At 74.2% G+C, this 13,507-nt stretch carries 6 protein-coding genes; 5 read left to right on the top strand and 1 reads right to left on the bottom strand.

All coding sequences use genetic code 11. The annotated features are described in order from the left end of the window. The first annotated feature begins 154 nt into the window (after positions 1-154). Positions 155-760, top strand: coding sequence for a TetR/AcrR family transcriptional regulator (locus tag EAO76_RS40785; RefSeq protein WP_148841292.1), 606 nt, complete (start codon positions 155-157; stop codon positions 758-760). Between the two features lie 133 nt (positions 761-893). Here EAO76_RS40785 and EAO76_RS40780 read toward each other — a convergent pair whose 3' ends face one another. Next, positions 894-4,439 carry a CDP-glycerol glycerophosphotransferase family protein gene (locus EAO76_RS40780; protein ID WP_148841291.1) on the bottom strand — a complete coding sequence of 1,182 codons (3,546 nt, stop codon included), beginning with the start codon at positions 4,437-4,439 and terminating at the stop codon, positions 894-896. A 110-nt stretch (positions 4,440-4,549) separates the two neighbouring features. Here EAO76_RS40780 and EAO76_RS40770 point away from each other — a divergent pair, with 110 nt between their 5' ends. From EAO76_RS40770 to EAO76_RS40755, 4 genes are all read left to right on the top strand, one after another. Further along, positions 4,550-6,790 carry a bifunctional glycosyltransferase family 2 protein/CDP-glycerol:glycerophosphate glycerophosphotransferase gene (locus EAO76_RS40770; RefSeq protein WP_262376173.1) on the top strand — a complete coding sequence of 747 codons (2,241 nt, stop codon included), beginning with the start codon at positions 4,550-4,552 and terminating at the stop codon, positions 6,788-6,790. 176 nt (positions 6,791-6,966) lie between these two features. Continuing rightward, positions 6,967-10,539 carry a CDP-glycerol glycerophosphotransferase family protein gene (locus tag EAO76_RS40765; protein ID WP_187439000.1) on the top strand — a complete coding sequence of 1,191 codons (3,573 nt, stop codon included), beginning with the start codon at positions 6,967-6,969 and terminating at the stop codon, positions 10,537-10,539. A 164-nt stretch (positions 10,540-10,703) separates the two neighbouring features. Further along, positions 10,704-11,933, top strand: a complete 1,230-nt coding sequence (locus tag EAO76_RS40760; RefSeq protein WP_262376172.1) for a hypothetical protein — start codon at positions 10,704-10,706, stop codon at positions 11,931-11,933. Between the two features lie 64 nt (positions 11,934-11,997). Beyond that, positions 11,998-13,507, top strand: a 1,510-nt coding sequence (locus EAO76_RS40755; RefSeq protein WP_148841289.1) for a bifunctional glycosyltransferase/class I SAM-dependent methyltransferase, incomplete at its 3' end; no start/stop codon positions are given.

The raw sequence follows: 13,507 nt of genomic DNA, 5'->3' as shown, positions 1-13,507 counted from the left end.
GGGTGGGGCTGCTGTCTGGCTCACCGCGATCGCTTTCGACGGGGGCGGGAAACGCGAAGAACGACGGAACGGGACCGTATCGTCGCAACGCCGAGGTTAGGACGTGTGTACGTCGCAACGCAACCGTTCCGTCGTCACGGACTATGCTTCGGCCATGACCACCGACCCCGGAACCCGTCGCCGCGCCCCCGCGGGAGCCGCCGTGCTGCGCGAGGACGTCACCGACGCGATCCGCAACGCCGTCTTCGAGGAACTGGCCGCGGTGGGCTTCGCCCGGATGTCGATGGAGGGCATCGCCCGGCGCGCGGGGGTCGGCAAGACCGCCGTGTACCGCCGCTGGAAGTCCAAGCTGGCCCTGGTCCTCGACCTGGTCTCCGCCGTCGCCGTCCGGGGCATGCCGGCCCCGGCCACCGGTTCGCTGCACGGGGACGTCCGCGCCGTGCTCGAACTCGCCGCCTACGCCCTGCGCCACCCGGTCGCCTCGCAGGTCATCCCGGACCTGCTGGTCGAGGCGGCCCGCAACCCGGAGATCTCCGACACGATCAAGGCCGCCCTGCTCGACCCGCAGCAGGGCATCGCCGCCGTGGTCGTACGGGACGCGGTGGCCCGCGGCGAACTGCCCGCGGACAGCGACCCGGACCGGGCGCTGGACCTGATCGTCGGCCCGCTCTACTGGCGGCTGGCCGTCGTGCGCGCCCCGCTGCCCGCGGGGTACCTCGACGACCTGGCCACGGCCGCCGTCGCCGCGCTCAGGAGCTGACGGGGCGCTCGGCGGGCCGCTCGACGGGGCCTTCGACGGGCTGCTCGGCCGGGCGTTCCGGCGGGCCTTCGACGGGGCGTTCCGCCGTTTCCGGGACCGGGCCCCGGTTCCGGTCCGCGAGCCCCCCCGGGCCTCAGCCCTCGGCCAGCAGCCGGTCCGCGACCCGGCCGGCCGCCCCGCCGTCGTCCAGGTCGCAGAAGTCCCGGCGGAAACTCTCGTACGCCGCCGCGTGCCGGGACGCCGCCGCGGTCAGGGTGCCCGTGTCGCGCAGGAGCGCGGCGATCCGGTGCTCATCGGCGAGCAGCGGCCCCGGCGCCCGGCCCTCGAAGTCCAGGCAGAAACCGCGCACCGTGTCGCGGTAATGGGCCAGGTCGTGGGTGTGGAAGACCATCGGGCGGCCCGTGTGGGCGAAGTCGAACATCAGGCCCGCGTAGTCCGTGACCAGCACGTCGGCGATCAGCAGCAGCTCCGTGGCGTCCGGATGCCCCGACACGTCTCGCAGCCCCGGCCGCTCCGGCACGCTCCCGGTCACCCGCGGATGGCGGCGCACCAGCACCGTGTGGCCGCCGCCGGCCGCGCGGGCCAGCGCGGCCGGGTCGAGCGTCGGGGCCCAGCGGTAGCGGGGCCGCTCGCCGTCGGCCGGCGGATGGACCAGCTGGTCGCGGTAGGTCGGCGCGTACAGCACCACCCGGCGGCCGTCCGGGATGCCGAGCCGGCGCCGCACCCGCTCCGCGGTCTTGCCGCGATCGGCCGAGAAGAGCAGGTCGTTGGCGGGGGAGCCGGCCTCCAGGACCTCGCCGTCGTAGCCGAGCGCGCGGCGCAGCAGCGGGGTGGAGTGGCTGCTGGGGGAGACCAGGACGGACCACTGGGCCGACCGGCGGGGCAGCGTGGCGAGTTCGTGGTGGTCGGCGTACAGGGTGCCCAGCAGGTCCGCGCCGAACCGGCCGAGCGGGGCGCCGTGCCAGGTCTGCACGACGGTCTGGCCGGGCCGCCGTTCGAACCACTCGGGCAGCTGGTCGTCGGTGACGATCCGGCGGGACCGGGCCAGCGCCTCGTACCAGGCGGCGCTGTGCTCGACGACGGGGAGGGCGGTGGACGGGACGTGGCCGTGGAGCCCGTCGGTGACCCAGAGGTGCTCCGCCTCCACGCCCCGGCGCAGGAGTTCGGCGTGCACGGCGCGCGGGGAGTCGCCGCCCAGGTAGAGGACCGCGTCCCGCAGCGGCATCGCGCGCCGCGCCGGGTAGTACGTGCCGCGCAGCCCGGCCCGGTGGTACACGCCGCGTTCGGCGGGCGCGAGCACCGAACCGGCCCGTACGGCCAGCCGGTCGCCGAACCGGCGGTCCAGGGCGAACTCCCGGTCGGGCACGGGGGCCGAGGTGAACCGGCCCGTGCGGGGGAGCGGCAGCCGGCCGGCGAGCGCGGTCAGCACCCGGACCGGACGGCCGCCCAGATACGCGTCCCAGAGGCCCTCGTGCAGCCCGGCGGTCACCGACGGCGCGAGGAACGCGGTGAACCGCCGCCCCCCGTACGCCTCCTCGTGCTCCTCCCGGCACGCGCCCTCGTCCGCGCCCTTCGGCGCCCCGGCGCACCGCACGTCGTGCGTGACCGGGACCGTCACCGTCTCGCGCAGCGTCTCGTGCCGCAGCAGCAGATGGGCCGGGGCCCGGTCCGGCCAGGTCTCCGCCCCCGCGCCGGTCACCCCCTCCATCCGCAGCGCGCCCTCGGCCGTCCACGCCGCCCCGTCCACGAACGGCTGCCCGCTCAGGTCCAGCACCAGTTCGCCCGCCGCGTCCGCCACGACCGGCGGCGCCGTCTCCGGGGCCGCCGCGAGGGGCACCCGCGAACCGTCGGCCAGCACCAGCCGCGCCCGCCACCGCCCGCAGGGCTCCGCCTCGACCTCGCGCGGCGCCCGGTGCGGGGACGACGGGGCGGCCGCCATCCCCGCGAGGTCGGCGAGCGGGATCCGCACCGTGAAACGGCCGTCCGCCCGGCACTCGACGGGGTGGCCGAACTCCTGGTCCGCCACCCCCTCGCAGAACAGCACCAGGGCCTTCGGCAGAACGTTTCCGTACAGCCTGCCGGTCAGTTCGAGCGTCTTGCCGAAACGCCGTGCCTCGCACCGGGCCGGCAACTGCGCCAGGGTCAGCCGCAGCCGCCCGTCCCGGTAGTCGAGCACCGCCCGGCGCCCCTCGCCCAGGTCGTGGACGAGCGGCTGGACGGCTCCCGCCTCCGCGGCGCGCACGGCCACCCGGCGGGCCGTGCCGTGCGCGGCCACCATCACCCCCACCAGCCAGCCGCCGGGCCGCAGCCGGCGCGGGTCGAGCGTCATCTCGAAGCCGGCGTGGTCGTAACCGTGCAGCCGCTGACCGGAGTCGACGGTCGCCTCCGGCGCGGGCACCCCGCGCAGCGGCACCGTCCGCAGCTGCTGGCCGCGGGTGGCGCGCACCATGCCCACCCGCAGCGACTGCCGCGCGGACGGGGCCGGCAGATTGCGGATGTACGCGTAGCCGCGCAGCCGCAGCCGCCCGTCCTCGCCCCACCGCGCCCGGGTCAGCCGGGCCACGGCCGGCAGGTCGGCGCGGGCGGGGCGGGCGGTGTCCGGGAGGCCCGGGAAACCGGCCTGCCGCCGCCCCGGCACACCCGTGACCATGAACGTCCCGGCGCCGTTGACCCGTTCGAAGGCGAGCACCTCCAGCAGCTCCGGGAGGCGGCGCTCCTTCACGAGCTGCCACTTCAGCCGCAGCTCCACCGGCAGCTCGTGCGCCACGGCCCGGTCCGCGCGGCCCGCCCCGTCCATCCGCTCCATCCGGTCCAGGAACGCCCCCGCGTCCCGCATGAACGCCCTCCGGTACGCGGGCCCGCCCACCGCGAGCCCCTCCAGGAAGTACACGAAGTCGTCGCGCAGACAGGAGAGGTCGTAACGGCGCCGCGCCCCGGCGTTCGCCACTCCGCCCCGGCCCGCGAGGAACGCGCTGACCTGCTCGCACGCCGCGATCCGGTCCCGCACGCCCCGCACGTCGGTGCGCCGCCGGGCGATCGCTCCCTCCCGCACCCGCCGGTAGTAGACGTGCTCGTGCAGGACGTCCACGGCGCCGGCCAGGTAGTGCGCCGGGATCGTCACCGGGCCGTCCTCGTAGAGTCTTCCCTCCGGGAAGGCGAAGGCGTGCCGGTCCCAGAAGGAGCGCCGGAACACCTTGTTCCAGGCGGCCCGGTCGGCGAGCAGCCGCGGATCGCGGCCGATGTGGGTACGGGGCCGGCTGCCGGTCAGCCAGCGGTACTGCCGGGCCTGCTGCCGCCCCTGCTCGCCCAGCCGCCACACGTTGCCGGTCGCGAAGTCGGAGCCGGTGGACTCCAGCGAGGCCAGCATCCTCCGATAGGCGTCGTGCACGACGACGTCGTCGCCGTCCACGAAGGCCAGGTACGGCACGCCCGGGGTGGTGTGCCGCACGCCCGTGTTGCGGGCCGCGCCCGGCCCCGAGCCGGGGCCGCGGACGCAGCGGAAGCGGCGGTCGCGGGCGGCGAACATCTCGGCGACGACCGCGCTGCCGTCCGTCGAGCCGTCGTCCACGAGGACCACCTCGATGTCGGTGACCGACTGCTCGGCCACCGAGCGCAGGCAGTCCTCCAGACGGTCCTCGACGTTGTGGACCGGGACGACGACACTGAGGCGCGGCTTCATGCACGGACAACAGGGGCGGACGCCCCGGGTCACCGACACTGCCCCGAACGGGTGAACACGGGATTTGACTCGGAGCCCGTGAGGTGACGGCGCGATTACGCTCGGCTGCCATGCTTCTCAGTGTTGTCGTGCCCGTCCACCGCGTTCAGGGCTACCTCAGGGCGACCCTGGAATCCGTCCTCGACCAGCTCCCCGGTGAACCGGAGCTCCTCGTCGTCGACGACGGGTCCCGGGACGGCAGTGCCGACATCGCCGCCGAGTTCGCGCGGCGCGATCCGCGCGTCAGGGTGATCACCCTTCCGGAGCACCGCGGCGCGGGACCGGCGTGCAACGCCGGGGCCGCCGCGGCGTGCGGCCGGTACCTGCTCTTCCTCGACGGCGACGGCCTGCTGCTGCCGGGCGCCCTGGAGGCGGTCGCCGGCCGGCTGGCCACGGACGAACCGGACGTGCTGCTCCTGGGCCACGACCGCGTCGACTGGTGGGGCGAGGTGTCGGCCCCGGTGCCCGCCCCGGCGGTCCCGGAACCGGCCGTTCCCGCCCCGGTCCCGGAACCGGCTCCCGCCGTCCTCGTACCGGAACCGGTCCCCGCCGTCCTCGTACCGGTTCCGGACCCCGCCCCGGCCGTCCTCGTCCCGGCCCCGGTCGTCATGCCCCCGGTCGCCGTGCCGCCGGTGGGTGTGTCCGACGACGGCACCGGGTCCGCCCCGGCCCCCGCGATCGAGGGGTTCTCCACCGCCGTCCCGTGCCTCGTCCGCCGGGCCTTCTGGACCGGGCACGGCCTCCACTTCACCGACGGCCCCTACGCGGACGTGCTCCCCATCCACCGGGCCGCCCTGCTGGCGGCCGACGCCGGCACGCTCGACTCCCTCGACCGTACCTGCGTCCGCCACCGCGTCCGCCGCTCCGGCACCCCTGCCACCACACCGGGACGCCACCACTTCGCGATCCTCGACGCGTACGCCCGGCTGCTCGCCGAGACCGGCGACGACCCGCGCGTCCGGGCGGCGCGCGACCGCCACCTGCGCGCCGTCCTCGACGACCCCGGCCGGATCGCCCCCGAGGACCGCGCCGCCTTCCACCGTGCCGCCGCACTGCCCGGCAGCTACCCGGCCCACCGCGCCCGCCGGGCCGCCCGGGCCGCCCACGACCGCGCCCGGACCGCCCTGGGCCGCTGCGGGACGGCGCTCGGGACCGGCTTCACCCGCGCCGTCTACCGCACCGACCTGCTCCGCCCCCTGGACCCGAACCTCGCGGTGTACGGGGCCCACTGGAACCGGGGCGTCGCCTGCAACCCGGCCGCGATCCACGCCAAGGCCCTCGAACTGGCCCCGCACGTCCAGGGCGTCTGGACCGTCTCCTCCCGGTACCTGGACCGGCTGCCGCCCGGCACCCCGTACGTCGTCGAGGGCTCCCTCGCCTACTGGCGGATCATGGCCACCGCCACGTACCTGATCAACAACTCCGGCTTCCCCGGCGGCTTCACCAAACGCCCCGGCCAGCGCTACCTCCAGACCCACCGCGGCACCCCGCTGAAGACCATGGGACTGGACCGGCGCGGCTATCCGGCCCGCACCGGCGACGCCGGCTCCGAGCGGATCGTCGCCCACGCCGACCAGTGGGACTTCTCGCTCTCCGCCAACCCGCACACCACCGAGATCTGGGACCGGGTCTACCCGGCCGGGTACGAGCACCTGAACCTCGGCTACCCGCGCAACGACGTCTTCTTCACCGCCGGCCCGGAACGGACCGAGGAGATCCGGTGGGAACTCGGCATCCCCCGGGGCCGGACCGTGCTCCTGTACGCGCCCGCCCGCCGCGACCACCACAGGGGCCTCGTCCCCCACCTCGACCGCCGCAGGGGCTTCGTCCCCCACCTCGACCCGGAACGCGTGGCCCGCGCACTCGGCCCGCGCTACGTGGTACTGGTCCGCGCGCACCACTCCCACGACCGCCCGGCCCGGCCGTCCGGCACCGGGGTGATCGACGTGACGGACCATCCGTCCGTCGAGGAACTCTGCCTGGCATCCGACGCGTTGATCACCGACTACTCGTCGCTGATGTTCGACTACGCCTGCCTGGACCGCCCGATCGTCGGCCACGTCCCGGACTGGGACGCCTACCGGGCCTCCCGCGGCACCTACTTCGACCTGCTCTCGGGGCGCCCCGGCGACACCCCCGGCGCCGTCGCCACCACCGAGGACGAACTGGTGGAGCTCTTCAGGAGCGGCGAGTGGTGCTCGCCGCGCACGGACCGGCTGCGGACCGCTTTCCGGGAACGTTTCTGCCCGTACGACGACGGGCACGCGGCCGAACGCGTGGTGCGCCGGCTGTTCCTGAGCGACGAGGAGTAGGTCCCCGGCGAGGAGCCCCGCCCCCGGTCCGCCGGCGGTTCGCCGGGCCCCGGGGGCGGCAACCGCGGAGCGGCCGATCTCACCCGTTCGGGAGAGAGCGCGACCGGTGACCCCCGGCGGTCCACGGGGTTGAGCCGTACGGACAGCCAGGCATCCGATGAACGGACGTGCTCACCATGTCGCCACGGCTCAGCGTCGTCGTACCCGTCCACAACGTGGAGCTCCATCTGACGGACTGCCTGAAGTCCCTCGCGGAGCAGACCATGACCGACCTGGAGGTGGTGATGGTCGACGACGGGTCCACCGACGACAGCGCGGCCCTGGCCGCCGAATTCGCCGGACGGGACGGCCGGTTCCGGCTGGTGGGCCAGGAGAACGGCGGGTCGGGGCACGCCCGCAACACCGGGGTCCGCAACTGCGACCCGGGCACCCGCCACCTCGCCTTCGCCGACGGCGACGACGTGCTCCCGCCCCGCGCGTACGAACTCCTCGTCGGCGCCCTGGAGGAGACCGGCTCGGACCTCGCGTCCGGCAACGTGCTGCGGCTGCGGGCCGACGGCCGGCTCCAGCAGTCGCCCGACCACCGCGGACCCATGGCGACGACCCGGCTGCGCACCCACATCTCCCGGGACTGGGACCTGGTCGCGGACCGGCTCGCCTGCAACAAGGTCTTCCGCAGGTCCTTCTGGGACGAGCACGCCTTCGCCTTCCCGGTCGGCACCCTCCACGAGGACATCCCGGTCGTCCTGCCCGCCCACTTCCTGGCCCGCTCCGTCGACGTCATCGAGGACCCCGTCTACCACCGGCGCGAACGGCCGGGCCCGGACACCACCCGGCGCGCCGCCGTCCGCGGCGTCCAGGACCGGGTCTCGCACGTGCTGGGGGTCTGCGCCTTCCTCGACGAGCACCGCGGCGCCGCCGACAAGCGCCGCTACGAGGCACACGTGCTCGCCGACGACCTCTGGCACTTCATGGCGGCGCTGCCCCACGGCGACGAGGAGTACCGGCGCGCCTTCCTCACGTACGCCAACGAGTTCACCGACCAGGTGGACCCGGCCGTCCTGGACGGGCTGCCGCTGCGGCTGCGGCTGATGTGGCACCTCGCGCGCGAACGGCGCACCGGTGAACTGCTGGACCTGCTCGCCCTCGACCGGGCCGAACCGGGCGCGTTCGCGGTACGGGGCCTGCGCCGCCGCACCGCCTCCTACCCGGTCCTCACCGGGCCGGTGCCGCGCTCGGTGCTGCGGATCGACGAACGGGACCTGCCGCTCACCGCCCGGCTGCGGGCCGCCCACTGGCAGGGCGGCCGGCTGCACCTCAAGGGGTACGCGTACGTCCGGAACCTGCCCGCCGGGCCGCGCGGCGGCGAGTTCCGGGCCGGCTGGCTGCGCGCGGGACGGCGCCGCGCGGTGCCGCTGCGGCTGCGGCTGCGCACGATCGACGAGCCCGAGGCCACCGCCCGGTCCCGGCAGAGCCTGCACGACTACGACCGGTCCGGCTTCGAGACCGTCGTCGACCCGGCCGGGCTCCGCATCGACGCGGTGGACGGCCCCGAACGGCTCACCTGGCGGCTGGAGATCGGCATCGCCGGGCACGGCGTGCTGCGCCGGTCCGCCCTCTCGGCCGACGAGGAGACCGCCCCGCCGTCCGTGCACCGCCCGGACGGCGACCACCGGATCGTGCCCGACCTCGACGACGACGGCGGGCTGGTGCTGCACGCCGAGCGGATCGACGCCCGCTTCGAGACGCACCGCGCGGGCGACGCGGGCGACGGGACCGCCACCGTGGTCATCGACGGAATGATCCGCGACCGGCTCGGCCGCGGGCCGTTGCGCCTCGCGCTCACCCATCGGCCCTCGGGCACCTCCTTCGACTGCCCGGTGACGGTGCACGAGGGGGCCGCGCCCTCGGTGGCGGGCTGGCGGCGGTTCACCGCCGACGTCCCGCTCGACGCCTTCGCCGCCGCCCGGCCGGGCACGGGGGAGAGCGAGGAGGCGGGGGAGCCGCACGCGCAACTGTCGTACGAACTGCGCCTGGTCGGCCCCGACGGGCGCCGGACACCGATCGACGTACCGGGCCCCGTGCCGCCGGGCCGCTACCCGCTGGACGCGAACGGGGGTGCGGGCGCGGACGGGCGGCGCGAGCTGGGCCTCACCGCGGGCTCCCGCGGCGATCTGCTGATCGGCGACCGCACCGTGCAGCCCGCCGTCGACCTGGTGACCTGGACCCGGGACGGCCGGCTCCTGCTGGAGGGTACCTACCCGGCCCTCGCGGGGCGGCCCGTCGAGCTGATCGCCCGGCACGACGGGCACGACGAGGAGGCCGTCTTCCCGCTGACCCTCTCCGGGGACGCCGGGGCCCGCCGCTTCAGGGCCGAGCTCCGGCCGGACGCCGTCGACGGCCCCGGCGGGAAACTGCCCCTGGGCCAGGGCCGCTGGCACCTCCTCCTGCGCGAACGGCATCCGGTGGGCGACGTGCGCACCGGCCGCGACACCCCGCTGCGCATCCCGGCCGCCGCCCACCGCACCCTGCCCGCCGCCCGCACCCTCACGGGCCGGGAGTACCGCGTCGAACGGCGCTGCCACGACCAGCTGCTGATCGACAGCGCCCCGATGCTGACCGCCCGGGAACGCGGACCGCGCGGCCGGCGGCTGCTGCGCGGGGCGTACCGGACCATGCGCACCGCGCCGCTGCGCGAAACCGTGCTGTACAGCAGCTTCGACGGCCGCCAGTACTCCGACTCGCCGCGCGCGGTCCACGAGGAGATCGTCCGCCGGGGCGTCGAGGCGGAGCACCTCTGGGTGGTCCGCGACCAGCAGGCCCGCGTCCCCGCCGGCGCCGCGACCGTGGAACACGGCTCGACCGCCTGGCACGAGGCCCTGGCCCGCAGCCGGTACGTCGTCACCAACACCCGGCTGCCGGAGTGGTTCGAGCGGCGCGAGGGCCAGTACGTCGTCCAGACCTGGCACGGCACCCCCCTCGAACGCATCGACCCGGACCCCGCGGACACCGGACGGGCCGACCCCGGCCGCCCCGCCGCCATCGAGCGGCGCGCCCGGCAGTGGAGCCTCCTCGTCTCCCCGAACAGCTTCTCCACCCCCGTCCTGCGACGCTCGTTCGGCTACCGGGGCGAGATCCTGGAGTGCGGTTCCCCGCGCAACGACCTGCTCCGCGCCGCCGACCGGACCAAGGTCGCCGCCGCGGTGCGGGAACGGCTCGGACTCCCCGCGGACGGGCGGGTCGTGCTGTACGCGCCGGCCCGGCGCGACGGCCGCCACACCCTGGACCTGCGGCTCGACCTGGCCGCCGCCGAACGCGAACTGGGCGCCGACACGGTCCTGCTGGTGTGCCGTCACCCCCTGGCCGGCGGCCGCCTCCCGGACAGCGGCAGCGGCTTCGTCCGGGACGTCTCGCGCTACGGCGACGTCGCCGAGCTGATGCTGATCAGCGACGTCCTGGTCACCGACCACTCCTCGCTGATGTTCGACTTCGCCCCCACCGGCCGTCCGATGCTCTTCCACGCCCACGACCCGGCGCACCACCGCGACACCCGGCGAGGCTTCTGCTTCGACTTCGAGGCCCGCGCACCCGGCCCGTTCATCGCCGGTTCCGCCGAACTGATCGAGGCCCTGCGCGACCCGGCGCGGGCCACCGCGGGACACGCACGGGCGTACGAGGCGTTCCGCCGGGACTTTTGCGACCTCGACGACGGAAAAGCGGCGGCGAAAGTGGTCGACCGAATGCTGTGACGGCCGAATTCCGCCCGACGGGCTCTGGACCGTTCGAGTGATCGGCGGGTCCGGATGTCCGGGCGGAAAAACGGAGCATTCAAGCAACGGCCCGTACGGGCGCGGTCATGGATGCGTCGCTCCGCGTCCTCTTGTTGCTACGTTCTGTTTTCATGGGTATCCGAATGCGATGCGAAACCTGGGACGTACGACGTGCGAGGACGGCCGTGCTCGTCGTCGCGGCCGCGGGTCTCCTCACCCGAATGCTGATCGCGGCGAACCTGCCGGGTCCGGCGGACGTACGGATCTTCCACGGTTTCGCAAAGGCGATCATGCGCCACGGGCCCATTCGGATTTACGAACAGCCGCTGCCCGGACTGCCCGTGTACAACCACCCGCCATTGGCCGGCTGGCTGCTCCTGGGACTGAACGAACTCGAAGAACTCGGTATCCCCTTCGGAACGCTGATCAGATCGCCCGCGTCGATCGCCGATTTCTTCTGCGCACTTCTCGTGTTCGAGATCGTGCGCCGCCGCCGTTCCGTCGGCACGGCCCTCGCCTGCGGCATCGGCGTGGCCGTCAGCCCCGTCCTCATCGCCACCTCCGGCTACCACGGCAACACCGACGCGGTCGCCATCACCTTCGCCCTGGCCGCCGCCCATCTCCTCGTGGACCGGAAGGCCCCGCTGGCCGCCGGGGTGGCCGCCGCGCTCTCGATCAGCGTCAAGTTCATCCCGGTGGTGGTGCTCCCGGCGCTGTTCCTCGTCGCGCTGCGGGCCGGCCGGCCCGCCCTCGTCCGCTTCTGCGCGGGCTTCGCCGCCCTGACCGCCCTGGTCTGGGGGCCGGTCCTGATGACCGTGCCGCAGAACCTCCGGGAGAACGTCCTGGAGTACGCGGGCGGCGGCCACCGCCTCTGGGGACTCGTCAGGTTCGCCGAACTGTTCGGCCTGCCGGAGCCCGCCATCGCCTACATCGAGGGCGACGGCCACTTCCTCTTCGTGCTGGCCTGCATGGCGGCCGGGGCCTGGCTCGCCCTGCTGCGGCCCGCGCGACTGCCCGCCGTCGTCGCCGTCACGATGGGCCTCCTGCTGCTGCTCTCCACCGCCTCCGCCCTCCAGTACCTGACCTGGGCGGCGGCCGGACTGTTCGTCATCGGCTTCTGGGAGGGCGCCGCGTACGGCTGCCTGCTCGGCCTGACCGCGGTCCTCGGCTACCAGGGCCGCTCCGCCGTGCGCTGGAGCGAAACGGTGCTGCACCTCGGTGAGGCCGGCTGGGTCCTCCTCGCCGCCTGCCTCGCCGTCGGCATCCGCAAGATCCTCGCCGGGCCGCCCGGCACGCCTCCGGAAAACCCTGACGGGCGGGTCCCGGTCACGGCCCCCCGCACCGCGCGACCCGCCGACTCCGTCGTCAACTGACCGCCCCCGAGTGCCCGAGCCCCACCCCGCACACCGAGTACCGAGCACAACAGGAGAGCACCCCGTGAAGGAAAGCCCGAGTCCCAGGATCGGCATCCTGGTGGTCGCGTACAACGCCGAGACGACACTGGAGAAGACCCTCGACCGCATTCCGGAGGACTTCCGGGCCAAGGTCGACGAGATCCTCATCCTCGACGACGCGAGCCACGACGCGACCTTCACCGCGGGCTGCCGCTGGTCGCAGTCGGAGGGAATGCCGCGCACCGTGGTGATGCGGCACACCAAGAACCTCGGGTACGGCGGGAACCAGAAGGCCGGATACGCCCTGGCCGCCGAGCACGGACTCGACATCGTCGTGCTGCTGCACGGCGACGGGCAGTACGCCCCCGAATTCCTGCCCGACATGGTCGCCCCGATCGAACGCGGCGAATGCGACGCGGTCTTCGGATCACGCATGATGAAATCCGGATCGGCCCTCAAGGGCGGCATGCCGATGTACAAATGGCTCGGCAACCGTATTCTCACCCGGGTGGAGAACACCCTCCTCGGATCGCGGCTCACCGAATTCCACTCCGGATACCGCGCCTACAGCGTCGCGGCACTCAAGAAGCTGCCGATCCACCGGAACACCGACGCGTTCGACTTCGACACCCAGATCATCGTCCAGCTGCTCGACGCGGGAATGCGGATCAAGGAGATCCCGGTCCCCACGTACTACGGCGACGAGATCTGCTACGTCAACGGCATGAAATACGCGAAGGACGTCGTCAAGGACGTCCTCGAATACCGGCTCGCCGTCAAGGGATTCGGCACCTGCGGCTGGATCCCCAAGCCCGTCGAGTACGCGTTCAAGGAGGGCGACGGCTCCTCGCACGCCGTCATCCTGGACCGGATGCGCGGCCTGCCGCCCGGCCGGGTCCTCGACCTCGGCTGCTCCGGCGGCCTGTTCGCCCAGCGCCTCGAAGCGCTCGGCCACGAGGTGACCGGCGTGGACTACGTCGAGGTCCCCGGCGTGCGCGACAAGTGCACCCACTTCCACCTCGCAGACCTGGAGGAGGGGCTGCCGCTGGAGATCGGCACCGGCTACGACTACGTGGTCGCCGGGGACGTCATCGAGCACCTCTCCCGCCCCGACCGGGTGCTCGCCGAGATCGTCGAGGTGCTGCGGCCCGGCGGCCACGTGCTGCTCTCCGTGCCGAACTTCAGCCACTGGTACTCACGGCTGCGGGTCGCGTTCGGAGTCTTCGGCTACGACCGGCGCGGCATCCTCGACGAAACGCATCTGCGCTTCTTCACCCGGTCCAGCCTGCGCCGCACGGTCCGGGAGGCGGGCTACGACGTCCTCGACGTCACGTCCACCGGGGCCCCGTTCTGGGCGCTGCTCGGCGGCGGGCCGCTCCCCGCGGTCCTCGGCGGGGCGTCGAAGCTGCTCACCCGCATCCGGCCGACGCTGTTCGGCTATCAGCACGTCGCACTGCTCACCCCGCATGCGGCCGAGACGATCATCGCTGGAGAGCACGTCGATGTACAGGACATCCTCAACCGACAGCACGTCCCCGCCGACCSGGTCGGCG

Origin of the sequence: Streptomyces sp. sk2.1, from assembly GCF_008120935.1 — a bacterium.
Taxonomy (GTDB): Bacteria; Actinomycetota; Actinomycetes; order Streptomycetales; family Streptomycetaceae; genus Streptomyces.
This window is presented reverse-complemented; position numbering and strand designations above follow the sequence as displayed.